Raw genomic sequence first — 22,667 nt, 5'->3', positions numbered from 1 at the left:
CATCAATTACATATGTTAACTTTTCATACGCCACAAACCCAAAAGCTACTGTTAAACCCGTTACGATTAATCCCTTCATCATCTCTTCCTCCTCATGTATCGTTGTTATCTTCATTATATAGGATTAGTAATTTGTTACCATCGAACTTCCTTACACTTACCTTACAGAGTTGTAAGATTTCAAAAATAAGTTTAAAATCATGTTAATATATTTTTGTACAATTAAGAATTTAATTTACAAGGGGGATTATATATGTTCAAAAAAATGGCTGCTGATGTTTTAGGTTTAAGCGATGTAGGTTCTGTCATCACACCGAAAGATTACGATAAGGTCGATGCTGATGATTACGTTATGCATGAAGATGGAGAGAAAATTTATTTTCTTATTAAATCAAAATCGGATGAATATTGTTTCACAAACAAAGGATTAATTCATCTAGATGGTACAAGTGCCACAAGCAAAAAACGTACATTACGCCGCTTTAGCTATAGTAAATATCAAATTAAAAACGTAGCACTCGAAACTGCAGGAACGATTGATTTAGATGTAGAAATTAAATTTCAAATGGGAGATGAGCATTACTCAATTGATGTTCATAAAAAACATATTGAAGAATTAAAAGATTTATATAAGGCTTTACTTAAAATCGAAGAAATCTCATACGACAACGACATTACATTGCAGTATGCACATAAAAGTTTAGATATGGCATCTAACGCTTTCAGCCGTATTTCAAATACACAAGTAAATTTAGCAGAACAGTTTAAAGAAATGAACGATATCGCCTTTAACTGGCTCGTTGATACGAAAAAGCAATATAATGTGAAAGATTACGGTTTTGTCTTTGAAAAGTTTATTAATAACTAATTTAAAACAAACAAAAAACCTTGTTATCAAAAGATAACAAGGTTTTGTTAGCGTCCCAGGAGAGATTCGAACTCCCGACCGTACGCTTAGAAGGCGTATGCTCTATCCGGCTGAGCTACTGGGACATGGAGCGGGTGAAGAGAATCGAACTCTCGACCAGAGCTTGGAAGGCTCTTGTTTTACCACTAAACTACACCCGCATATGTTATTTTATTTTTCTTCGTTAGCGCCGTTGCCCTATCGACAATATTTATTATATTCATAACCACTTATAAAGTCAACACTTTTTTAAAAGAGGATAATTTTCCTTATCCTCTTTTAAAAATTGCTTGTTCCACCAGCTGTCCGTCTAATGTTTCAAAACGAACTTCTATATGATTTTCATCCATTTCTAATAAAGCGAATGTTTTTTCCACACGAGAGCGCGGGAGCAAAATACTTCCTGGATTAATAAATAAAATCCCATCAATTAATTCTGCCCCTAATACATGAGAATGTCCAAAGCATGCTACTTGCGCTCCTACTTCTTCTGCATGATACGCTAACGTTTGTAACGTCATTTTCACATTATGACGATGACCGTGCACAACTAAAAAACGAATTCCATCTACATCAGTTACAATTTCACCTTGAAAGTTAGCATAATCACAATTCCCTTTTACAACATGGAAACCTTGCAGCTCTTCGTGAGCAGGCGTTAGCTCTGAATCACCACAATGAATCATGACATCTACTTTCCCTTCGTAATTCTCTTTTAACTGCTGTAATTCCTTCACAGAGCTATGACTATCGCTTACGATTAAAGCTTTCATCAATCTCTCTCCCTTATTCTTCTAAAAACCATTCCGGGATTTTTTCTTCTAATTTACGAAGAGCACGCCCGCGGTGACTAATCGCATTTTTCTCATCTGAGCTTAGCTCCGCCATCGCCTTTTTATATTCTTCTACATAAAAAATCGGATCGTATCCGAAACCATTTTCCCCGCGGCGCTGTTCTAGAATTTTCCCTTCGCACGTTCCGTTTACAATAACCGGCTCTTTATCAGCTTCAGGGAAAGCAACTGCTAACGCACAGTAAAAACGAGCTGTACGTTTTTCTAAATCGACGTCAGTTAACTCTTGTAACACTTTATCTATATTCGCCTGATCATCTTTCGGCTCTCCAGCAAAACGAGCTGAATATACACCTGGCTTCCCGTTTAAGGCATCTACAATAAGACCAGAGTCATCCGCAATTACGACGGAATTCAATTGTCTACTAAGACTGTCCGCTTTTAAAATTGCGTTTTCTTCAAATGTTTCACCAGTTTCTTCGACTTCTTCAATATGAGGAAAATCGTGTAAAGATTTCACTTCTAAGTCAAATCTCTCAAATAACTCAGCAAACTCACGTACTTTCCCAAGATTTTTCGTCGCTACAACAACTTGCTTCATATTTTCCACCTCTACTCTATATGAGATACGATGTCACCTAATGCTTCTTTTTGCTTTTCAACAAGTTGGAAAATCCCTTGTTCAGCAGCATCAAGTAATTCATTTAATTCAGCTCTGCTAAACGTCGCTTCTTCTCCAGTTCCTTGTACTTCAACAAACTGACCTTTTCCAGTCATAATAACGTTCATATCAACGTCTGCTTTAGAATCTTCAGCATAATTTAAATCTAAAACGACACCTTGTTCTTCAACAACACCTACTGACGTTGCCGCTAAATAATCTTTCACTGGAATTTTAGATACTTTGTCTGCTTGCAATAATTTTTCAAAAGCTAATACCATCGCTACATAAGCACCTGTAATAGAAGCTGTTCTCGTTCCGCCATCCGCTTGAATTACATCACAGTCAATCCAAACCGTTCTTTCACCAAGCGCTTCTAAATCAACAACCGCACGCAATGCTCGTCCAATTAAACGCTGGATCTCCATTGTGCGCCCTGTTACTTTCCCTTTACTTGACTCCCTGATTGTACGTTGCTCTGTCGCACGTGGAATCATTGAGTATTCTGCTGTTACCCATCCTTTTCCTTCTCCACGCATAAACGGCGGTACACGCTCTTCAATTGTCGCTGAACAAATTACCTTTGTATCCCCAACTTCAATTAGTACCGATCCCTCTGGATGTTTTAAATAATTTGTATGAATATGTATATGGCGTAGCTCTGCTTGTCCTCTACCATCTACTCGCATAAAAATAACCCCCTCATAAATACTCTCATTAGTATAGCCAAATTTAAATGTACGATATGTATAACAATAAAAGAAGGGGAACTCAAAAAGCAATTCCCCTTTCTTACATAAGTATATCAAATTATTCCCGATTAAAAACTACCTGTATTTACGTTTTGTGGACGATCGACAGGTTTTATTAACTTTTCACCTTTCTCATCCGTAAGGTTTGCTTTCCCATTCACTTCAATAGAAATATTTTTCACACCTTGTTTTTCCGTTAAAGATAAGACTAACGACTTCAATACGTAATTTGAAATCATACTTTTGTCTTGGTTCACAAATATATTTTCATTAAAGTTTAATGTAATATTTCCGTTCTCCACTTTCGGATTCGTAATAAGCTTAACTCCCGGATTAAAATCATTTAGTAACGAACCGTGAATCGGACCTTTTACAAGCTCATTCACAATTGCCGAGTAATCATTTTCTTTTCCTTCTGCAACGCGTCTTGTTACCGGTACGTAATATTGCTGCTTATTATTATTTTGCGCCATAAAGTAAAGTGTAACCGGTTTTGTATTCGTTACATCTGCTACTTGTTCATCATCAAAGTTAATTCCATTCGCACGACTTACACCTTCACCAAGCGGTGTACCCGCAACAGGCATCTTCGCTAACTTTTCACCATTTATTTGGAACTGCACTTGTTTTATTTCTGTAAATTGAGTCAAAGTCCACGCTACCGATTCAACAATTTGACGTTCTTCTTCTTTTGAATAATTTTTCATTTCTTTAGAGAAATCAATTACTGCTGTCCCGCCTTTTTTCAAATTCAAGGTCATCGTCGTATTCGCTGGAAGGACTGCTCGAAATCCATTCGGCAATAAATTTGTGACTGGTCCATCTTTCACAAGATACTCTAATGTTTGCTGTACAACTTCATTTGCCTTCGGAGTAGGCATTGCAATAGTTTGCGGTACGACATATCCATTTTTATCAACGAGGTATAACTCTCTATTTACTGTTTGCCCTTGTTTATCTTTTTTAGCTGTTTCTTTCTTTTCACCTTCTGTATACGTAACTTTTTTTGGCGGATCAATTTGTTCTGTCGCTTTCTCTTGATTTAACAAGCCACACCCTGATAATAAAATCGCACTCACAGTAGCACCAACAACCCATTTAAAAGTGGATTTAGGCATGCCATTCCCCCCTAAAATCTAAGTTTGTACTATTATGTATACGAGCTGTTTCATATTTTAGAACAAGCTATAGCCACTTACACAGAAAAAACCCCTGATTTCTCAGGAGTTCTCTTATATGAATCTACTATTATTCTGTTTCTAAATTAATATGCTTCACATTTTCAATCGGCTGACCGAACCATTTTGATGCAATTTCTTTAAACAGACCTATTTTACCAGTCGTTAAGAAGAGGTGATCACTTTGTTCTTCTCCCTCATTTAACATCTTACTATGGTATAAAATCGTACTTACCTCACGCGCTGTTTCATCACCCGAACTAATTAATTGTACTTGATCCCCCATTACCTTTTTAATAACAGGACCTAAAATCGGATAATGTGTACACCCTAAAATAAGTGTATCAATGTCAGTACTTTTCAACGGTTGCAACGTTTCTCTTACAACTTCATACGCCATTTCACTTTCGAAATTCCCGCTCTCTACAAGCTCAACGAAAGGTGGACACGCTAAACTTTCTACCATAACACGGTTATTAATAGACTTTAGCGCCTCTTCATAGGCACCACTTTTTACTGTTCCAATCGTTCCAATAATCCCAACATGATACGTATTTGTCACTTTTAAAGCTGTACGTGATCCTGGATGAATAACTCCGACTACTGGAATTGGTAATTGTTTCTGCATTTCTTCTAATACAACCGCCGTTGCTGTATTACACGCAATCACTAACATTTTGATATTTAAATCTAATAAATGCTCCGTCATTTCCCACGTAAATTGACGCACTTCTTCACGAGAACGCGGGCCATAAGGGCAACGTGCTGTATCTCCTAAATATATAATACGCTCTTTCGGCAACTGACGAATTAATTCCTTCGCTACTGTTAAACCGCCCACTCCTGAATCAATAACACCGATCGCTCTATTCAACTTAATCACCCGTTTTCTCATTCATCATCTTTTATGTTTATCAGTATATTTTACACACTTTAAGTTCGCTAACTTAAAGTGCCCCTGTATAAAAATTTTCATTTGTACCTGTATAGTTCAGGACCTTTTTTATTTTGCTCCTTTTTTTCATAATTTGCAAGACAGAAAAATAACCGACCTTCTATATGAAAGTCGGTTTCTTCTATATAAAATGCCCATTCAAAACAAAACTCCCGCTACCTTTATTAATAGCGGGAGTTTTATTTCTATATTTTATTTATCGCGTTCTTTATAGCCTTACCTATTTATATATGAAACATTCTTATCATTCATATGGAGCATGAAACAAACAGAAAAATAGCCGACTCCTTATATAAAAGTCGGCTGCTTTCTTATAGTTCGAGCTCTCCCATACGAAGAAGCTCAACAACTGCTTGTGAACGTCCTTTAACCCCTAGCTTTTGCATTGCGTTTGAGATGTGGTTGCGTACTGTTTTTTCACTTATGAAAAGTTCACCTGCAATTTCCTTCGTCGTTTTATCTTGAACGAGTAATTCAAATACTTCTCTTTCTCTCTTTGTGAGTAACGGTTTAGATTGATACGCTTTTTCCTTCAACTGGTATAACCCTCCTTGCTTAAGCCAGAGCTGTATATGTGTAAGTTGGGTGTTTATTTAGTCAAGATATTGTATGAACGAAATGTGCAGGTGGTGAATGAAAATGGGCTTTATTTCTTATGTTATTTTAGACTTTTATACAGTGCGCACACTCTTTCTATCCACTTATTTTCCAGTACGCCATATTTGTTCCAGCAATATACTTACAACAGTGCCTACAAACAAACCATTTCCGAAGATATATTGCATAACAGATGGCAATGATTGAAGTGCTCCAGACGGTAAAAACATAACACCGCAGCCAAACAACACCGCAACCCCTAAAATAGTTACATTCCGTTCGCTAAGCGGCACTTGTTTTATATTATGAAATCCAATCCCAATAAGTTGCACGAACGAAGCCATTAAAACCGCAGATGCGACCGCAGATGGCAGAGAGGCTAAGTAGCGGATAATACTTGGAAACAGCGACATACCAACTAATAGTACACATGCAAATAAGAATGAACGCATGTACTTTTGATTTGTTAAACGTATGAAACCTGCCGTTGCTGGTAATGGAACGACACCTACAGTTGAAAATAAAGAGGAAATCATATGCGAAATCCCTCCGACCCACGTACCATTTCTCAACTGTTTTTGTTCGATAGTCGCTTTATGAATCGTAGCTTGATTAATCGCTATAATAGCTGCCACTGTATTTGAAACTAAAATACATACCATAACGAAACTTGATACAGCCATACCTGTATTCCATTTTGGAAGTCCCCAAGCAAATATATGTGGAAATTGTACAAAATGAGTTACTTGAGATGGAATCGTCACTTTTCCTGCAATGAGAAAAATAATCCAACCGCTCATCAATCCTATTAAAACCGCATAACTTTTAACAAAACCTTTTCCAAAATTAGAGAGTATGACCACGAACAAAAATATGCAAAAAGCGATCAACGCTGTAAATCCATCAATTTGAGAAACAGTAGTTGTAATTCCTAACATCCCTTTTAAAAACACACCACTTAATTGCAAACATAATAGAAGTAAGAACGTTCCTGTCACGAGTGGCGTAAATAAAAATAAAATACGTCCTATAAAACCAGTTAGCCCTAATCCTATTAAAATAACTCCGGCAACCATCATCCCTAATTCTAAAATTTGCAACGTACTATGTAATTGATCTTGCCCTACAGTTGCATAAGCTAGTACGGTAAATACACCAACCCAAGATCCAGCTGGCCCATCCGCAATCGGAAGCTTATGTCCAAGCCACCCTTGTAAAAAAGAAGATATACCAACTACGAAAAACGTACGCTGCATTAAATAAAATACTTCTTCCGTCGTAAGATGAAATAATCCGCCAACGACAATTGGTAATGCTATTGAGTTCGCTAATAAAAAAATAAACCATTGCAAAGTTCCCATAATATGATTTTGATTATGTTGATTGTCCAAACTTTTCATCCCTTCTAGCTTTCCTATAAGGAAGTATAGCGTTATCCTGTTTCTACTGAATACAAAAGAAGGGTTCTATTTTCACAATTAGAACCCTTCTAAAAACATCTAAACGATTCCCCTATACAAGATTATCAGATTTCACTTGATCTAAATCCCCTATAACAACATTTCCTTTATATACAACTACACGCTTCTCTGTTTGACGAGCTACTGCTTCAGCGGCGCATGTTGCATTCGTTAAAACAAAACTTGCCTCATCCCCTACATTCGGCCATACTCGTTTCCCTTCATTATTTAATGTTTCTTTCCCTCCAGTAATAAAACGAAGAGCTTTCCCTAAAGACCTTTCATCACTCCAACCAAATCGTTCTGCCAATCGATTTGCTTTTTGAAGCATATCTCCCGTTCCGAATGGAGACCAATGATCTGTAATACTATCATTTCCTAATGAAACTTTAACTCCTTTTTTATCTAGTAACGGAATTGGGATTACTTGTTTACCTATTGGAACGGTTGAAGTGATATCAATCTTCAAGGCTGCTAGTCTTTCTGCCACTTCTTCAGCCTCTTTATCAGTAACACCTCCAAGTCCAAGCGCATGACTAATTGTTACACGACCTTGCCATCCTGCTTCTTCCGTTAGGCTTGCCAATCTCTTCATTGTAAATGTTCCAAGATTATTCGCATCGTGCAAATGAACATCAACATCCGCATTAAACTCTACCGCAATGTCCATAATCGTATGTAATGATTTTTCAATATCATTATCTACCGTAGCTGGGTCCACTCCGCCAACTAATTGTGCGCCCATACGCATCGCATCTTTTACAAGTTGCACAGAATTACTGCGCAACAATCCATGTTGCGGAAATGCAACTATTCTAACAGACAACCGATCTTTATATGTTTCTAAAGCCGCTAATGTTGCTTCCAAATTACCCAGCCCAATAATTGGATCAACATTACAATGCGTTCTAATATTCGTTGAGCCATTTCGGAGCAGTAACTCTAACATATTTTCCGCCCTATGTTGGGCAGTTGCTAATTGCTTTGGTAAAATCGTTTTTTCTTCATTAAAACGTGTGAAAATATTTTCTGCTGGCATACAAGCTTTCCAAGGCCCACTATAATATGTTTTATCAATATGAATATGCATCTCTTCAAAAGCTGGTAAAACTAATAAACGATTAGCATCAAAAGTTAATGTTCCTTCCTCGTGAACGATTCCCGATATAATTCTTTTAATTCTTCCATCTTCAATAAGAAGACTGCATATCTCAGTTTCTGTTTGTGAAATTTTCGCTTCTTCATATGTATAACCTGCTTCAAGCTTTACATTAGTCAACCAATACAATGTCATTACTATTTCCCCACCTTATATTAGAAAATACGTCACACCCTCATTTTCATTTTAATATCAACTGAAAATCAAGACAATTAATAAGCTATATTGTCCCTTCATAAAAAAATGTAATATAACCTAATGGTCTTCTCATAAATTTCCATATAGAATAAAAGAATACTGTATCACTCATACATAACGGCGGTGATATGAAAAGGAGAGGATCATTATATGTCGAAGAAATTATGCAAATCCGAAACTGATAAAATGTTATTTGGTGTATGCGGTGGTTTAGGAGAATATTTTGATATTAGCTCTACTCTCATTCGTATTATGTGGGTCATTGCTATTTTATGTTTTGGAACGGGGTTTTTAGTTTATCTCATTTGTTTATTACTCATACCACGTTCTTACTAATATTATCCTGATTAACAATACTCCTTTCACTATACTTAAGCAGAATATACAAATTGAAAACAAAGCCTATAGAATCTTTTTCTATAGGCTTTGTTTCATGAAGAATATTTCATCGTTAAATGTAATACGGCCACTTCATCCTCTTCATTTTTATAACTATGTTTCTTATTCGCTTCAAATTGAATGGAATCAAACTCATTTAGCACGTACACATCGTTCTCCACTTGAATAGAAACTTTCCCTTTCATTACTGTTACAAGTTCGATTGCCCCTTCATGATGAGCTTCAGGTTCATATATACTATCCGCTCTTAAACAAGCTCGGTGCATTTCCATCCCCGTTTCTTTCGTGTAACGGAACATTGTTTCTAAGTGCCACGCTTGTCCTACATCTACTGCAAAGCCTTCTCCGCAGCGCGCAACAGCTACAGGCTCTCCAACAACCATCAATCTCGATAAAGGAATTGATAACCCTTTCGTAATTTTCCAAATGACAGCTAATGTTGGATTCGTTTCACCTCTTTCAATTTTTCCTAACGTTAATTTACTAACACCTGTCTTTTGGGCTAAATCTTCTAAACTTAATTTTTGTTCATTTCGAATTTGTCTTAATAACTGACCTACTTGCTGAATTACTTCTTTTGTTTGCATATCTTCATTTTCTTTCATATATAAAAACCACCTTAAAATATAAAATAGTTTACTTTTATTCACCTTAAGTATATTATACTATACATAAATACTCAATCACGAAAGGAGTGCCATACTTCATGCGCGCAATATTACTAGGTCTTTTATCATCGGCCTTTTTTTCTGCAACCTTTATTATTAACAGAGCAATGAATGTATCTGGAACAAGCTGGGCTTGGACTGCTTCCTTCCGTTTTCTATTTGCTCTCCCTATTTTATTCCTTATCGTTTTATTTCGCAAAAACTTAGGAGCTTTATGGGAAGAGTTAAAGAAACATCCTTTTGCATGGATCGGGTGGGGATCAGTCGCTGGCATCGGCTTCTATTCTTTATTAAGCTTCGCAGCTGTTTTTTCTCCAGCTTGGCTCGTTGCTGGAACTTGGCAAGTTACGATATTAGCAGGCTTACTACTATCACCATTATTTTTCGTTAAAATAGAAACGAAATCAGGTACAAAACTTGTACGCGGAAAAATTCCACTTCGCAGTTTATATGTAGCATTATTTATTTTACTTGGTGTAATTTGTATGCAAGCGACTGCAGCAGGTCATATTACAATGACTCAGTTCATCTCGGGATTTTTACCTGTCGTTTTAGCAGCTTTCTTATATCCGTTCGGTAACCGAAAAATGATGGAACTTGTTGGCGGGCGCCTTGATACATTCCAACGTGTATTAGGAATGGCAATCGGAAGTCTCCCTATTACAATTCTACTTGCTATATATGGATTTTCCACTACTGGTATTCCATCATCAAGTCAAATGATGCAAGGATTTTTGTTAGCATTATGTTCCGGAGTTATTGCGACGATGACATTTTTCTTTGCTACTGACTTAGCAAAAGACAATCTCGCTTTACTTGGAGCTGTTGAAGCAACACAAGCTGGAACGATGGTCTTTACCGTGCTTGGTGAGATTATTTTCTTAAATGGCTCATTCCCTAGTGGTCTGTCACTGATTGGGATGATGATTATAATGTTAGGAATGGTCGTAAATAGTGTTTTAAACCGTCCTGTTCCAGTCATTAAACAAAAAAAATCAGCATAAAGATAGATAGGGTTCTTCTTCATAGAACCCTATCTATTTTTATTATCTCCCTATTTCGCCTTATCAGAATAGTATTTCATTAGCTGTTTATAATAAAACCTATGTTATAATACGTTTCATGCGCATTATTAGGAGGTAAATTATGTTAAAAAAAGCAATTGCTGAATTTATTGGTACATTTGTACTTGTATTATTCGGAACTGGAGTAGCTGTCATTGGTGGCGGAATTGAAGGAATTGGAACATTAGGTATCGCTATGGCTTTCGGATTATCTATCGTGGCTATGGCATATAGCATTGGAACAATTTCTGGATGTCATATTAACCCCGCGGTATCAATCGCTATGTTCATTAATAAAAGAATGAACGCTATGGAACTTAGCTATTATTTATTAGCTCAAATTTTAGGTGGCTTATTAGGAACTGCAACGTTAGTAACAATTTTACGATCTGCTAAATTACCTTTAGATAATTTAGGACAAAATAGTTTTGGCACTCTTGGTTTATCTGGAGCATTTTTAGTTGAATTCATTTTAACTTTCGTATTTGTTTTAGTTATCGTTGCTGTAACAGGTAAAAAGGGAAGTTCTTCTTTAGCTGGACTAGTAATTGGTTTCACATTAGTATTAATTCACTTATTAGGTATTCCGTTAACTGGAACATCTGTTAACCCAGCTCGTAGTATCGCACCAGCTCTATTCGCTGGCGGAGAAGCAATTTCTCAACTATGGGTGTTCATCGTTGCCCCAATTTTTGGTGGTATCGTAGCAGCTGTTGTAGGAAAGTTTGTTTTAAATACTGAAAAATAGAATTTTCAATATTTCCGAATAAAAAAAGGCGAGCCCTCATCGTGAGGAAGCTCGCTTTTTTATTCTTTAATTTTCGACTTTAAGTTTGTAACTAACTGCTGCACCGTTACATTTGCAAGTACGTTTTCCATCGCTTCTTGCGATTGTATTAAAACAATCTCTAATACCGATTGAATATTAGCTCCTACTGGACATTCAATGTTGGGATTTTCATGGAAAGAAAATAGATGTCCTTCTTCTACAACTTCCACAGCTTTATATACATCAAGTAATGTAATTTCATCTAAATCACGAGCAAGTGTTGTACCACCTTTACCAGCTTGTACATCAACAAGTCCTGCTCTCTTCAACATTCCTGTAATGCGACGAATCACAACTGGATTTGTATTCACACTACCAGCAATCCATTCAGAGGTACAGCGAGAGTTTCGATCTATTGCAAGTAACGTTAACATATGAACACCTACTGTAAAACGACTACTAATTCCCATCTGCACACCCTCCTTTTTATTCATTCTATTAAAAGACAACTCTTATTATTATATACTATTTTTAATTTATACATAAAGAAAAAGCATGATTCCATTAGAAAATCATGCTTTTCTCCTATTAGTGACGCTTTATAAATTTCGCTAAATCTTTAAATTTCACTTTGTCGGAGTAATTCATTACACCGTTTACGTAGATACGGCTTGTAATCGCATTTAATATACCAATCGTCGCCAATAAAACTACTAATGTTATCGCAATCTCTAACATACCTGCTTCACCAGCTACAATCCGCGAGAAGGTAACCATCGGTGTGAAAAACGGAACATACGAACTTACAACAACAATAGTACTATTTGGATCACTTAATGATTTAATACTAATGAAGAATGCAGCCATGATCAAAATCATTATCGGGAAAGATACAGCTTGTAAATCCTCTGTCTTAGACACAACAGCTCCAGCCGCAGCGTACATCATCGCATAAAGTAAATACCCCGTAATGAAATAAACAAGAAACATACTTATAACCTTTGCATCTAATTTTGTAAAGTCAATTGGAACACCAAACAATGAGGCACTTTCTAAATCGACCCAACCTAACAAATAAGGAATAAGATAACCACACGCCAATATTACAAGTTGTAATAACGCCGTTGAAACAACCGCCAAAATTTTCGCATACATCATCGTAAGAGGCTTTACTTTTGGAAGCATTACTTCCATTACACGTGACGCCTTTTCAGATGCAATATTCATTGCGATTGTATTTCCGAAAGCTACAATAAACATATACAAAGCAAATGTAAAGAAATATGCAATTCCGAAAGAAGATGTACGATCTTTTATCGCTTCTTGCTTCACTTGAATTTCTGCTTGTAATTGCTGCGCAATTTCTGGTGAAACATTATTTTTTGCAATCGTCACCTTCGTATATTGTTGTTTTAAATAACCCGCCATAATCGCAGAAGTTGCTTGGCTTGGAAATCCATTATACATATATGTAACTGCTGGAGTCCCATCCTTTTCCGTCACATGGAATAGACCATCTAAATCTCCCTCTTCTACTTGCTTATGCAGTTTATCAAAATCATCTTTTGAACCGACCGTTATTTTTGCTGATGGCAATAGCTTATTTAGCTCTTCTTTTTGTACTTTGTATGTGGAACTCTCTACTACAACTGCAATTTTATCTTTATCCTTATTTTTATCATTACTTGAAGTAAAATGATTAAATGCAAAAATACCAAACACAACTAAAAATAAAATCGCACTCGTAATTAATGATTTTTTAGATAAAAACGCTTCCTTAAAATAAAATGAAAATACATGAGAAAATTTACGCATCTTTATTTCGCCCTCTCTACAAAGATTTCGTTTAACGTCGGCTCTAACATTTTAAATTGTCGTAAGCTAATACCTTGCTCTTGCAACTGTTGCAAAATCTTTAGAGCTTCTGCATCGCCTTGTACTTTTACATAAAGAAGGCCTTGTTGTTTTTCATACGGAACGTGTATAGCTTCTAATCCCTTTTCATTCTCTACTGTATCTTCAATAGTTAAATTACGGAAACCGTATTCTTTCTTAATATCACTTAACTGTCCTTCTACGACCGCTTCGCCTTTTTTCAAAATACATACATGTTGGCAAAAAGCCTCTACTTGCTCCATACGATGACTTGATAAAATAATTGTCTTTCCACTCTGTACTTGTTCTCCAATAATATTAGCTAACATTCCCGCATTAACTGGATCAAGTCCGCTAAATGGTTCATCTAAAATAAGAAGTTCTGGATCATGAAGAAGAGCAGCAATCAATTGAATTTTTTGTTGATTCCCTTTCGAAAGCTCCCCTGCCGTTTTAAATTTATATTCTGGGATTGCTAATCGCTCTAACCAGTGATCAATTGCAAGATCGACTTCTTTCTTCGTCATTCCTTCTAATCTGCCAAAATATCGCAACTGATCTATTACTCTACTTTTTGTATATAATCCTCTTTCTTCTGGTAAATATCCAATTGTTACCCCGCTATCACCAAATGATTTTCCATCCCACGTAATAGAACCTTCATTTGGCGTTAATAAGCCTAGTAACATTTTAATTGTCGTTGTTTTCCCTGCACCATTTCGGCCAAGTAACCCTAACACTTCACCTTTCGGTAACGAGATTTGCAAACCATTAACTGCTTTAGATTCTCCGAATATTTTTGTTAATTTTTGAATTTGTAAACTCAATGTATAAAGCCTCCCCCTTTAGTATCATTCGTACCTTCTGTTAAAGCCTATGATTGTTCAGAATGAAATATAGTACTATATTTCATTCTCTTATATGTATCACTACACCTAACCCATCATTTGTTTCATTTAGTTAAAATTGTAAATAAAAATCCTGTTTTTGTCAATTATAATTGTCATTACGACAATAAAACTTGTCAAAATAATTATTATTATTTAACCCATCTTTCTAATATAGGACAAACTACTACATATACAAAAGACAATATGCAAATGTTCATAAAAAAAAATATAAAAAGCATTATATTTTAATATATAATATTAAATGATTTACTAACATCAAGGAGGATACATATGAAGATGAAGAGGGGTATTACCACTTTATTATCTGTAGCCGTTCTTTCCACATCGCTTGTAGCATGTTCAGGAACAGCTGAGAAAACAGTGGCGAAAGAAGAAAAAGTAAAATTAACAGACCAGCAATTGATGGCTGATTTATGGTATCAAACAGCTGGTGAAACGAAAGCACTATACTACCAAGGATATAATCTTGGTCAATTGAAGCTTGATGCAGCTCTTGCAAAAGGCACAAACAAAAAACCTGCTATCGTACTTGATTTAGATGAAACTGTTTTAGATAACAGTCCCCATCAAGCAATGAGCGTAAAAACAGGAAAAGGCTATCCTTATAAATGGGACGATTGGATTAATAAAGCTGAAGCTGAAGCTCTTCCAGGCGCGATTGATTTCTTAAAATATACAGAGTCTAAAGGTGTAGATATTTACTACATCTCAAATCGCAAAACGAATCAACTAGATGCAACTATTAAAAACCTTGAGCGCGTTGGTGCTCCACAAGCAACAAAAGAGCATATCTTATTACAAGATCCGAAAGAAAAAGGGAAAGAAAAGCGTCGTGAACTTGTTTCTCAAACACATGACATCGTCCTATTCTTCGGTGACAACTTATCTGATTTCACTGGTTTTGATGGAAAATCTGTAAAAGATCGCAATGAAACAGTTGCAGAATCAAAAGCACAATTTGGTGAAAAATTCATCATTTTCCCTAACCCAATGTACGGTGACTGGGAAGGCGCTTTATACGATTATAATTTCAAAAAATCAGATGCAGAAAAAGACAAAATTCGTCATGAAAACTTAAAATCATTTGATGCAAAATAACAAAGAGGATGGCTTGCGCCATCCTCTTTTATTGCATATTTCTTGTTAAAGGCAAGATAAACACTTCAACACGTCTATTTTTCGCTTTTCCTTCTGGCGTATCATTTGGTGCAATTGAACGGTATTCTCCATAACCAACTGCACTAAATTTTTCTGGTTGCAATTCTTTATTTTGAAGTAACACCTGCATAAAATTAACTGCACGCTGCGTACTTAATTCCCAATTCGATGCAAACTGTGCGTTTGAAATAGGAACATTGTCTGTATGGCCCGATACGGTAATTTCACGAGGTGATGCTGAAACAAGTAGGTTAGACATCTCTTTTGCAATCCCTAACGATTCCAATTTCACATCTGCTTTCCCTGAGTCAAATAGTACATTTTCTAATATTGTTACCATTAAACCTTTTTCGGTTAAATCAGTTTTAAAAGAAGAAGATAATTGCTTTTCCTCAATATACTTATCAATACCTTTTTGTACTGCTTTTAATTCATTCATTTCTTGCTTTTTCACTTCAGCTTCAGCATCTTTTTTGATCTTCTCAGATTCCAAACTACTTGCCGATAATTCTTTTTCCTCATTTGGTTTTTGATCACTTAAAAATTCTTTATTTCCTGTTCCACCGGCTAACTCACTTCGAAAAGCAACTGCCATCTGTTTAAACTTCGCAGCATCTATACTACTCATTGCGAATAATACGATGAACAATGCAAATAACAACGTTAACATATCAGAATATGGAATTAACCAGGTTTCATCGATATGCTCATCATGTTTTTTCTTTTTGCCTCTTCTATTTTTCTTACTCCGCATTTTTTTCTGCTCCTTTTTCTAGCTTTTTACGCTCAGTTGCAGAAAGTGCACCTAAAATGCGGTTCTTCATAATAAACGGATATGTACCTTCTTGTAACATTAATAAACAATCAATAATTAAACGCTTTTTCTCGATTTCAGCTGCAGATTTTTGCTTTAACTTATTTGCAAATGGATGCCATAATACGTAACCTGAAAAAATACCAAAAATCGTTGCAATAAACGCACCTGAAATAGCATGTCCTAACTTGTCAATATCAGTTAAATTACCAAGAGCAGCTACAAGACCAATAACAGCACCTAAAACCCCTAATGTAGGTGCATATGTACCAGCTTGTGAGAAAATAGCAGCTCCTTTTGCATGCCTCTCTTCAATTGCTTCTAATTCGGCTTCTAAAATTTGTTCTAAATCTTCCGCAGATACGCCATCAATAACAAATTTCATACCACGCAAAAGAAATTCATCTTGAATTTTATCTAATTGTTGCTCTAAAGACAAAATACCGTATTTTCTACTCTCAGATGTCCAATGAACAAATAATTCTAGCAATTGTTCATAACTTAAATCTTTTTTATTTGAACCAAAAAGAACTTTAAATAATTTTGGAACTCTTTTTAGTTGATTCATCGGAAATGCAATACACACTGCAGCAAATGTACCGACGAAAATAATTAGTGCTGCGGCAGGATTTAGTAAGGCTGTTATGTCAGCACCCTTGACGACCATCCCTACGACTACCGCTAATACTCCTAAAATGATTCCAATAATTGTTGCAAAATCCATTCCCATTCACTCCTAGTCTATACAAGAAGTCTTTTATTCTCGATAATCGCTACATCTTCTTATATACATATATTACATAAAAAATGCACTTCATGAAAGATAAGAAATGAATTATATGAAAAAATACTACATTTTCACACATTTTCTGACATTTTCTGACATTTTATTTGCATTTCTATTACGTTATGACTCTTATATTTCTTTTTCAATAAACTAAACTTATAATAAAAACGATACATATTTTATTAGGAAAGGACAGTGATTACAAGGTATCATGAAAAAGATAATAATTATTTCTGCCACTACTATTGTAATCGGTATCACATCTTTCGCTTACTTTGGTTCTAAATCACCACTGCAAAATGAGGCGAAAGCTGTCGAAAGTCAAAAACATAGTAACCATCCAAAAGAAGAGATTCCTGCTTTTCCAAAAGCTGATCATAATGCAAAGAAACTAGATGATAATTTTTCCGTTGTAACAAATCCAGATTCTGCTCTTGTATTAGTCAATAAACATCGTAAATTACCAAATGGGTACATTCCAGAAGATTTAACGAAACCGAACGTACCATTTACTAGTCCAAAAGATAAAGAGAAAACATTGCTTCGCAAAGATGCTGCAGACGCTCTTGAAAAAATGTTCCAAGCAGCCAAAGAAGAAGGTTTAGAACTTACAGCAGTTTCAGGTTACCGTTCTTACAAACGCCAACAGTCATTACATAATACATATATTAAACGCCAAGGAAAAGCTGAGGCTGATTCGGTAAGTGCAATTCCTGGAACAAGCGAGCATCAAACTGGTCTAGCAATGGATATTAGCTCAAAATCTGCTAAATTCCAATTAGAACCAATCTTCGGAGAGACAGCAGAAGGAAAATGGGTTGCAGAACATGCCCATGAGTTCGGATTTGTCATTCGTTATTTAGAGGATAAAACAGAGACAACAGAGTATTCATACGAACCGTGGCACTTACGCTACGTTGGCAATCCATATGCCGCATACATATATAAGCACCATCTAACATTAGAAGAGGCAACGAAGGACAAAAAATAAGAGAGCGAATCGCTCTCTTATTTTTCTTTTATTCTATTATTGTAATAATTTCTTCCATTCCTCAGGCCACGGTTCGCCTCTTCCAGTTTTTTTCGATGCTTGGACCATCATACCGCGTCCAACTAAACAAACTTCTCCTTCTGCATTTTTGACCATATAGTGTAAATCTAAAGAGGAGTTCCCAACCGCTCCTGCCTTTACATATATTTTCAACTGCTCATCAAAATAAATTTGTTTAATAAAATTGCATTGTAAATCTGCAACAACGATCATCGTTTCTGAAGATTCATGTGTCCATTCTTGCATAAATCCAAGTTCTTTAAACAATGCGATACGAGCTTCTTCAAGATATGTAAAAGCAACGACATTATTTACATGTCCAAACATATCTACTTCACCAAAACGAACTTTGACAGGATTATAAAATGAAAAACCACTTTCCCATTGCTCAAAGTCTTCAATATAAGAAATTCTCTTCATCGTTCCCTCTCCTTTTCGCCTTTAAAATAAACAGAATAAACAGAAATATAAAGTTATAAATATTGCCTCTTCAACATGAAGAGGCAATATTTATTAATAGTTATTGTCGCTACCAAAGAAATCTTTGAACGATTGAATTGTTGTATCACGGTTTAATGCTGCAATTGAAGTTGTTAATGGAATACCTTTCGGACATGATTGCACACAGTTTTGAGAGTTACCACAGTTTGCAAGTCCTCCATCACCCATAATTGCACGCAAGCGATCTGCTTTATGCATTTCACCAGTTGGATGCGAGTTAAATAAACGCGCTTGTGAAAGCGGTGCTGGTCCAATAAAGTCAGACTTACTGTTTACGTTCGGACATGACTCTAAGCAAACACCACATGTCATACATTTCGAAAGTTCATATGCCCATTGACGCTTTTTCTCTGGCATTCTTGGACCTGGTCCTAGGTCGTACGTACCGTCGATTGGAATCCAAGCTTTAACACGTTTTAACGCATTAAACATACGGCTACGGTCAACTTGTAAGTCACGTACAATCGGGAATGTCTTCATCGGCTTTAAGCGAATTGGTTGTTCTAACTGGTCAATAAGAGCTGTACATGATTGACGTGGTTTTCCGTTAATCACCATCGAACAAGCACCACATACTTCTTCTAAACAGTTCATATCCCATGCAATCGGAGTCGTCTGGTTTCCTTTTGAATCAACAGGATTACGACGAATTTCCATCAGTGCCGAAATAATATTCATATTTGGACGATATGGAATTTCAAACTCTTGGTCAAACTCTTGTGCATCTGGTCCATCTTGTCTCGTAATGATGAGGCGGATTGTTTTCTCAGACATGTTGCTTATCCCCCTTCTCTTCATCCTTAGCAGCTACATCATGTTTTGAGGAATAGTCACGTTTACGTGGTTTAATTAATGAAACATCCACTTCTTCGTAATGGAATGCTGGTGCATTTCCTTCTCCCTCAAATTTCGCCATCGTAGTTTTTAAGAAGTTTGCATCATCACGATTTGGGAATTCTGGTTTGTAATGCGCTCCGCGGCTTTCATTACGGTTATATGCGCCAATTGTAATAACACGTGCTAACTCGAACATATTTGCAAGTTGGCGTGTAAATGAAGCACCTTGGTTACTCCATCTCGCTGTATCGTTAATGTTAATGCGTTTGTAACGCGCCATTAACTCTTCAATTTTCGCATCAGTTTCTAGTAACTTTTTATTTTCACGAACTACTGTAACGTTATCTGTCATCCATTCTCCAAGCTCTTTATGAAGAACATATGCATTTTCGTTACCATCAAGCGTTAAAATATTGTTAAATTTCTCTGTTTCGATTAATTCATTTTGCTCATATACAGTAGATGAAACAGCATCAGATGATTTAGAAAGACCTTTCATATACTCAATTGCGTTCGGTCCTGCTACCATACCACCGTAAATTGCTGATAATAATGAGTTTGCACCTAGACGGTTACCACCGTGCATAGAATAATCACACTCACCTGCTGCAAATAAACCTGGAATACTTGTCATTTGCTTATAATCAACCCATAATCCGCCCATTGAATAGTGAACCGCTGGGAAGATTTTCATTGGTAGTTTACGAGGATCATCACCTGTAAATTTCTCATAGATTTCAATAATTCCACCAAGTTTAATATCTAGTTCTTTCGGATCTTTATGAGAAAGATCTAAGTACACCATGTTTTCACCGTTAATACCTAGTTTTTGCTCTACGCAAACATCAAAGATTTCACGCGTTGCAATATCACGAGGTACAAGGTTTCCGTAAGCTGGATATTTTTCTTCTAAGAAGTACCATGGCTTACCATCTTTATACGTCCAAACACGTCCACCTTCACCACGTGCAGATTCACTCATAAGACGTAACTTATCGTCTCCAGGAATTGCCGTTGGATGGATTTGAATGAACTCACCGTTCGCATAATATGCACCTTGTTGATATACAGCAGACGCTGCTGTACCTGTATTAATAATAGAGTTTGTTGATTTTCCAAAGATGATACCAGGGCCCCCTGTTGCCATAATCACGGCATCAGCTTGGAAACTTTTTATCTCCATAGTTTGTAAGTCTTGCGCGACGATTCCTCGGCACACACCTTCATCATCCACAACAGCTCGTAAGAAATCCCAACCTTCATATTTCGTTACAAGTCCTGCTACTTCATGACGACGTACTTGCTCATCTAATGCATATAGTAATTGTTGACCAGTTGTTGCGCCAGCAAATGCTGTACGATGATGTTGTGTTCCACCGAAACGACGGAAATCAAGAAGTCCTTCTTCCGTACGGTTGAACATAACACCCATGCGGTCCATTAAATGAATAATACCAGGTGCTGCATCACACATCGCTTTAACTGGTGGTTGGTTCGCTAAGAAGTCCCCACCATAAATTGTATCGTCAAAGTGGATCCATGGAGAATCCCCTTCACCTTTTGTATTTACGGCACCGTTAATTCCACCTTGGGCACATACAGAATGTGAACGTTTTACTGGTACTAAAGAAAATAGTTCAACATTTACTCCTGCTTCTGCCGCTTTAATCGTTGCCATTAAGCCGGCCAAGCCACCGCCGACTACTATAAGTTTCCCTTTCATGCTCTCCCACTCCTTACTGGTTTGCTAGCTGTGGATCGATGAACGCTAATAATGCACTCACACCTACATAAGATAGACCTAAGAAAATAGCTAATGTTACATAAGTAGAGATTCTTTGTGAACGTGGAGATACTGTAATTCCCCAGCTTATGCAGAATGTCCATAGTCCATTTGCAAAGTGGAAAATTGTTGAAACAACACCAACTAAATAGAAACCAAACATAAATGGGTTGTTTAAAATATCTGCCATCATATCATAGTTTACCTCTTTACCTAACAATGCTTGAATACGAGTTTCCCAGACGTGCCAAGAAATGAAGATCAGCGTAACGATACCTGAAATTCGTTGGAAGACGAACATCCAGTTACGGAAATAGCCGTAAGATACCGCATTGTTCTTAGCTGTAAATGCAATATATAAGCCATATATAGCATGGTACAGTATAGGTAAAAAGATGATAAAGATTTCTAGCGCATACCGGAATGGAAGGAGCTCCATAAAGCCTGCAGCTTTGTTAAAAGCCTCTGCTCCTCTTGTTGCAAAGTTGTTTACAATTAAATGTTGCGTCAAAAAGACACCAACCGGGATGACCCCCATTAATGAGTGCCACTTACGAAACGTATACTCGCGGCCTTTCATGTCCCCATTACCCCCTTGAATGTTTGACTGCTGTTTTCAGATTAATTTACAACAATAATGTTTTTTCACTATTGGCATAAGAAAAACTGAAAAAATTATTCAAAATATTTCAGCATAATTTGATTCCAAGTTCATTTTACCCCTATTTTTGTCGAAGCGTCAAGAAAACGTATACATAATTTGCATATAATTTGCCAATTCTTTTTTTCTTCTTATATATTCAGATTTCCCCTAAGAAAAATCTGTTTTTATAAATGAAAAATGTTATATAATAAGCCCTATAGAAAGAGGGGAATATTGTGAGCAAAAATACAATCGATATAACATCTTTAGAAGATGTTTCATTGAACGCCTTCGCTTATGAATTGCTACGTGAAGAATTACTACCTGATTTAATTGGTAACGATTTAGATGGTATTTTATACTGGGCCGGTAGAAACCTTGCGAGAAAATATCCACTAGAAACAATTGAAGAAGTCATTCAGTTTTTTGAAAAGGCTGGTTGGGGTACTTTAAGCATCATTGAACATAAACGTCGTGAAATGCAATTTCAACTTAAAGGTACACTTATTACTGAGCGTCAAAAACAAAAAAGACATTCATCTTATCAATTAGAAACTGGATTTATCGCCGAGCAAATTCAAAGACAAAGAAACGTCGTTGCAGAGTCCTACGAAGAACAGAAAAAACGTTCAGACTCTATTACATTTCTTGTTAAATGGGATATAAAAGATCTCATTGAAGTGTAGCATCTATTTACAGTCAACTAGACATATAAGTTTAGTTGACTTTTTTGTATATTCATTTAG

At 36.3% G+C, this 22,667-nt stretch carries 25 protein-coding genes and 2 tRNA genes; 7 read left to right on the top strand and 20 right to left on the bottom strand.

Going from position 1 to position 22,667, the window contains the following annotated elements; genetic code table 11:
* Nucleotides 1–253: 253 nt before the first annotated feature.
* The gene (locus ACE38F_RS06600; protein WP_375369939.1) at nucleotides 254–868 is read left to right on the top strand and encodes a PH domain-containing protein; all 615 of its coding nucleotides are present in this window, start codon (nucleotides 254–256) and stop codon (nucleotides 866–868) included.
* Nucleotides 869–919: 51 nt separating this feature from the next.
* On the opposite strand, the gene ACE38F_RS06595 is transcribed toward ACE38F_RS06600, so the two are convergent.
* The 10 genes from ACE38F_RS06595 to ACE38F_RS06550 all read right to left on the bottom strand — a co-directional run bounded on the left by ACE38F_RS06595 (nucleotide 920) and on the right by ACE38F_RS06550 (nucleotide 8,598).
* A tRNA-Arg gene (locus ACE38F_RS06595) sits at nucleotides 920–993 on the bottom strand.
* A gap of 1 nt (nucleotide 994) precedes the next feature.
* A tRNA-Gly gene (locus ACE38F_RS06590) sits at nucleotides 995–1,068 on the bottom strand.
* A 108-nt stretch (nucleotides 1,069–1,176) separates the two neighbouring features.
* Complete coding sequence (locus tag ACE38F_RS06585) at nucleotides 1,177–1,680, bottom strand: metallophosphoesterase (RefSeq protein WP_215554317.1); 504 nt, start codon at nucleotides 1,678–1,680, stop codon at nucleotides 1,177–1,179.
* A 13-nt stretch (nucleotides 1,681–1,693) separates the two neighbouring features.
* The gene (locus ACE38F_RS06580; protein WP_215554318.1) at nucleotides 1,694–2,302 is read right to left on the bottom strand and encodes an XTP/dITP diphosphatase; all 609 of its coding nucleotides are present in this window, start codon (nucleotides 2,300–2,302) and stop codon (nucleotides 1,694–1,696) included.
* A gap of 11 nt (nucleotides 2,303–2,313) precedes the next feature.
* Entirely contained in the window at nucleotides 2,314–3,051 is a 738-nt protein-coding gene (gene rph / locus ACE38F_RS06575) for a ribonuclease PH (protein WP_001261778.1), read from the bottom strand.
* A 131-nt stretch (nucleotides 3,052–3,182) separates the two neighbouring features.
* Complete coding sequence (locus tag ACE38F_RS06570; protein WP_215554320.1) at nucleotides 3,183–4,232, bottom strand: GerMN domain-containing protein; 1,050 nt, start codon at nucleotides 4,230–4,232, stop codon at nucleotides 3,183–3,185.
* 130 nt (nucleotides 4,233–4,362) lie between these two features.
* Nucleotides 4,363–5,175 (bottom strand): glutamate racemase, encoded by an 813-nt coding sequence (gene racE, locus ACE38F_RS06565; protein ID WP_002015338.1) that lies wholly within the window; start codon nucleotides 5,173–5,175, stop codon nucleotides 4,363–4,365.
* 383 nt (nucleotides 5,176–5,558) lie between these two features.
* Nucleotides 5,559–5,783 carry a spore germination transcription factor GerE gene (gene gerE / locus ACE38F_RS06560; protein ID WP_000659484.1) on the bottom strand — a complete coding sequence of 75 codons (225 nt, stop codon included), beginning with the start codon at nucleotides 5,781–5,783 and terminating at the stop codon, nucleotides 5,559–5,561.
* Between the two features lie 165 nt (nucleotides 5,784–5,948).
* Nucleotides 5,949–7,244: a purine/pyrimidine permease gene (locus ACE38F_RS06555; RefSeq protein WP_375369940.1), complete on the bottom strand. Its 1,296-nt coding sequence runs from the start codon at nucleotides 7,242–7,244 to the stop codon at nucleotides 5,949–5,951.
* A 112-nt stretch (nucleotides 7,245–7,356) separates the two neighbouring features.
* On the bottom strand, nucleotides 7,357–8,598 hold the full coding sequence (locus tag ACE38F_RS06550) for an amidohydrolase family protein (RefSeq protein ID WP_375369941.1): 1,242 nt from the start codon (nucleotides 8,596–8,598) through the stop codon (nucleotides 7,357–7,359).
* 213 nt (nucleotides 8,599–8,811) lie between these two features.
* Between ACE38F_RS06550 and ACE38F_RS06545 the strand changes: the two genes are divergently transcribed.
* The gene (locus ACE38F_RS06545) at nucleotides 8,812–8,997 is read left to right on the top strand and encodes a PspC domain-containing protein (protein ID WP_215554323.1); all 186 of its coding nucleotides are present in this window, start codon (nucleotides 8,812–8,814) and stop codon (nucleotides 8,995–8,997) included.
* Between the two features lie 95 nt (nucleotides 8,998–9,092).
* Here the strand turns inward: ACE38F_RS06545 and ACE38F_RS06540 are convergent, their stop codons facing one another.
* Nucleotides 9,093–9,665: a helix-turn-helix domain-containing protein gene (locus tag ACE38F_RS06540; RefSeq protein WP_002112092.1), complete on the bottom strand. Its 573-nt coding sequence runs from the start codon at nucleotides 9,663–9,665 to the stop codon at nucleotides 9,093–9,095.
* A gap of 101 nt (nucleotides 9,666–9,766) precedes the next feature.
* Here ACE38F_RS06540 and ACE38F_RS06535 point away from each other — a divergent pair, with 101 nt between their 5' ends.
* Together ACE38F_RS06535 and ACE38F_RS06530 are read left to right on the top strand one after the other, a co-directional pair.
* Complete coding sequence (locus ACE38F_RS06535; protein ID WP_375369942.1) at nucleotides 9,767–10,732, top strand: DMT family transporter; 966 nt, start codon at nucleotides 9,767–9,769, stop codon at nucleotides 10,730–10,732.
* 142 nt (nucleotides 10,733–10,874) lie between these two features.
* Nucleotides 10,875–11,540, top strand: a complete 666-nt coding sequence (locus ACE38F_RS06530; RefSeq protein WP_044442340.1) for an aquaporin — start codon at nucleotides 10,875–10,877, stop codon at nucleotides 11,538–11,540.
* 59 nt (nucleotides 11,541–11,599) lie between these two features.
* Here the strand turns inward: ACE38F_RS06530 and ACE38F_RS06525 are convergent, their stop codons facing one another.
* The 3 genes from ACE38F_RS06525 to ACE38F_RS06515 form a co-directional block, all read right to left on the bottom strand.
* On the bottom strand, nucleotides 11,600–12,031 hold the full coding sequence (locus ACE38F_RS06525; protein WP_002112095.1) for an Rrf2 family transcriptional regulator: 432 nt from the start codon (nucleotides 12,029–12,031) through the stop codon (nucleotides 11,600–11,602).
* Between the two features lie 118 nt (nucleotides 12,032–12,149).
* Entirely contained in the window at nucleotides 12,150–13,376 is a 1,227-nt protein-coding gene (locus ACE38F_RS06520) for an ABC transporter permease (protein WP_375369943.1), read from the bottom strand.
* A gap of 2 nt (nucleotides 13,377–13,378) precedes the next feature.
* Complete coding sequence (locus tag ACE38F_RS06515; RefSeq protein ID WP_219920428.1) at nucleotides 13,379–14,263, bottom strand: ABC transporter ATP-binding protein; 885 nt, start codon at nucleotides 14,261–14,263, stop codon at nucleotides 13,379–13,381.
* Between the two features lie 354 nt (nucleotides 14,264–14,617).
* On the opposite strand from ACE38F_RS06515, the gene ACE38F_RS06510 reads away from it, so the two are divergent.
* A complete protein-coding gene (locus ACE38F_RS06510; RefSeq protein ID WP_215554328.1) occupies nucleotides 14,618–15,445 on the top strand; it encodes a 5'-nucleotidase, lipoprotein e(P4) family in 828 nt (275 codons plus the stop codon).
* Nucleotides 15,446–15,473: 28 nt separating this feature from the next.
* On the opposite strand, the gene motB is transcribed toward ACE38F_RS06510, so the two are convergent.
* Nucleotides 15,474–16,259 carry a flagellar motor protein MotB gene (gene motB / locus ACE38F_RS06505; RefSeq protein WP_341305681.1) on the bottom strand — a complete coding sequence of 262 codons (786 nt, stop codon included), beginning with the start codon at nucleotides 16,257–16,259 and terminating at the stop codon, nucleotides 15,474–15,476.
* The gene (motA, locus tag ACE38F_RS06500; protein WP_375369944.1) at nucleotides 16,249–17,043 is read right to left on the bottom strand and encodes a flagellar motor stator protein MotA; all 795 of its coding nucleotides are present in this window, start codon (nucleotides 17,041–17,043) and stop codon (nucleotides 16,249–16,251) included. Before motA ends, motB begins: the two co-directional genes overlap by 11 nt.
* A 274-nt stretch (nucleotides 17,044–17,317) precedes the next feature.
* Here motA and ACE38F_RS06495 point away from each other — a divergent pair, with 274 nt between their 5' ends.
* Entirely contained in the window at nucleotides 17,318–18,097 is a 780-nt protein-coding gene (locus ACE38F_RS06495) for a M15 family metallopeptidase (RefSeq protein WP_193662587.1), read from the top strand.
* A 36-nt stretch (nucleotides 18,098–18,133) separates the two neighbouring features.
* Here ACE38F_RS06495 and ACE38F_RS06490 read toward each other — a convergent pair whose 3' ends face one another.
* The 4 genes from ACE38F_RS06490 to sdhC form a co-directional block, all read right to left on the bottom strand.
* On the bottom strand, nucleotides 18,134–18,577 hold the full coding sequence (locus ACE38F_RS06490) for an acyl-CoA thioesterase (protein WP_375369945.1): 444 nt from the start codon (nucleotides 18,575–18,577) through the stop codon (nucleotides 18,134–18,136).
* Between the two features lie 93 nt (nucleotides 18,578–18,670).
* Entirely contained in the window at nucleotides 18,671–19,432 is a 762-nt protein-coding gene (sdhB, locus tag ACE38F_RS06485) for a succinate dehydrogenase iron-sulfur subunit (RefSeq protein ID WP_002088861.1), read from the bottom strand.
* Nucleotides 19,425–21,218 (bottom strand): succinate dehydrogenase flavoprotein subunit, encoded by a 1,794-nt coding sequence (gene sdhA, locus ACE38F_RS06480; RefSeq protein ID WP_375369946.1) that lies wholly within the window; start codon nucleotides 21,216–21,218, stop codon nucleotides 19,425–19,427. The genes sdhB and sdhA overlap by 8 nt, the downstream gene beginning before the upstream one ends.
* A 13-nt stretch (nucleotides 21,219–21,231) precedes the next feature.
* Nucleotides 21,232–21,858: a succinate dehydrogenase cytochrome B558 gene (gene sdhC, locus ACE38F_RS06475; protein ID WP_002015407.1), complete on the bottom strand. Its 627-nt coding sequence runs from the start codon at nucleotides 21,856–21,858 to the stop codon at nucleotides 21,232–21,234.
* A 299-nt stretch (nucleotides 21,859–22,157) separates the two neighbouring features.
* Here sdhC and ACE38F_RS06470 point away from each other — a divergent pair, with 299 nt between their 5' ends.
* Nucleotides 22,158–22,607: a YslB family protein gene (locus ACE38F_RS06470; protein ID WP_375369947.1), complete on the top strand. Its 450-nt coding sequence runs from the start codon at nucleotides 22,158–22,160 to the stop codon at nucleotides 22,605–22,607.
* Nucleotides 22,608–22,667: the final 60 nt, after the last annotated feature.

Origin of the sequence: Bacillus altaicus (assembly GCF_042136375.2) — a bacterium.
Taxonomy (GTDB): domain Bacteria; phylum Bacillota; class Bacilli; order Bacillales; family Bacillaceae_G; genus Bacillus_A; species Bacillus_A cereus_U.
This window is presented reverse-complemented; position numbering and strand designations above follow the sequence as displayed.

Excerpts from the sequence above, each read along its gene's own strand:
- ACE38F_RS06600 (WP_375369939.1), top strand. The coding sequence starts at position 254 with ATGTTCAAAAAAATGGCTGCTGATGTTTTAGGTTTAAGCGATGTAGGT.
- ACE38F_RS06585 (WP_215554317.1), bottom strand. The coding sequence starts at position 1,680 with ATGAAAGCTTTAATCGTAAGCGATAGTCATAGCTCTGTGAAGGAATTA.
- ACE38F_RS06580 (WP_215554318.1), bottom strand. The coding sequence starts at position 2,302 with ATGAAGCAAGTTGTTGTAGCGACGAAAAATCTTGGGAAAGTACGTGAG.
- rph (WP_001261778.1), bottom strand. The coding sequence starts at position 3,051 with ATGCGAGTAGATGGTAGAGGACAAGCAGAGCTACGCCATATACATATT.
- ACE38F_RS06570 (WP_215554320.1), bottom strand. The coding sequence starts at position 4,232 with ATGCCTAAATCCACTTTTAAATGGGTTGTTGGTGCTACTGTGAGTGCG.
- ACE38F_RS06555 (WP_375369940.1), bottom strand. The coding sequence starts at position 7,244 with ATGAAAAGTTTGGACAATCAACATAATCAAAATCATATTATGGGAACT.
- ACE38F_RS06550 (WP_375369941.1), bottom strand. The coding sequence starts at position 8,598 with ATGACATTGTATTGGTTGACTAATGTAAAGCTTGAAGCAGGTTATACA.
- ACE38F_RS06545 (WP_215554323.1), top strand. The coding sequence starts at position 8,812 with ATGTCGAAGAAATTATGCAAATCCGAAACTGATAAAATGTTATTTGGT.
- ACE38F_RS06540 (WP_002112092.1), bottom strand. The coding sequence starts at position 9,665 with ATGAAAGAAAATGAAGATATGCAAACAAAAGAAGTAATTCAGCAAGTA.
- ACE38F_RS06535 (WP_375369942.1), top strand. The coding sequence starts at position 9,767 with ATGCGCGCAATATTACTAGGTCTTTTATCATCGGCCTTTTTTTCTGCA.
- ACE38F_RS06530 (WP_044442340.1), top strand. The coding sequence starts at position 10,875 with ATGTTAAAAAAAGCAATTGCTGAATTTATTGGTACATTTGTACTTGTA.
- ACE38F_RS06525 (WP_002112095.1), bottom strand. The coding sequence starts at position 12,031 with ATGGGAATTAGTAGTCGTTTTACAGTAGGTGTTCATATGTTAACGTTA.
- ACE38F_RS06520 (WP_375369943.1), bottom strand. The coding sequence starts at position 13,376 with ATGCGTAAATTTTCTCATGTATTTTCATTTTATTTTAAGGAAGCGTTT.
- ACE38F_RS06510 (WP_215554328.1), top strand. The coding sequence starts at position 14,618 with ATGAAGATGAAGAGGGGTATTACCACTTTATTATCTGTAGCCGTTCTT.
- motB (WP_341305681.1), bottom strand. The coding sequence starts at position 16,259 with ATGCGGAGTAAGAAAAATAGAAGAGGCAAAAAGAAAAAACATGATGAG.
- motA (WP_375369944.1), bottom strand. The coding sequence starts at position 17,043 with ATGGATTTTGCAACAATTATTGGAATCATTTTAGGAGTATTAGCGGTA.
- ACE38F_RS06495 (WP_193662587.1), top strand. The coding sequence starts at position 17,318 with ATGAAAAAGATAATAATTATTTCTGCCACTACTATTGTAATCGGTATC.
- ACE38F_RS06490 (WP_375369945.1), bottom strand. The coding sequence starts at position 18,577 with ATGAAGAGAATTTCTTATATTGAAGACTTTGAGCAATGGGAAAGTGGT.
- sdhB (WP_002088861.1), bottom strand. The coding sequence starts at position 19,432 with ATGTCTGAGAAAACAATCCGCCTCATCATTACGAGACAAGATGGACCA.
- sdhA (WP_375369946.1), bottom strand. The coding sequence starts at position 21,218 with ATGAAAGGGAAACTTATAGTAGTCGGCGGTGGCTTGGCCGGCTTAATG.
- sdhC (WP_002015407.1), bottom strand. The coding sequence starts at position 21,858 with ATGAAAGGCCGCGAGTATACGTTTCGTAAGTGGCACTCATTAATGGGG.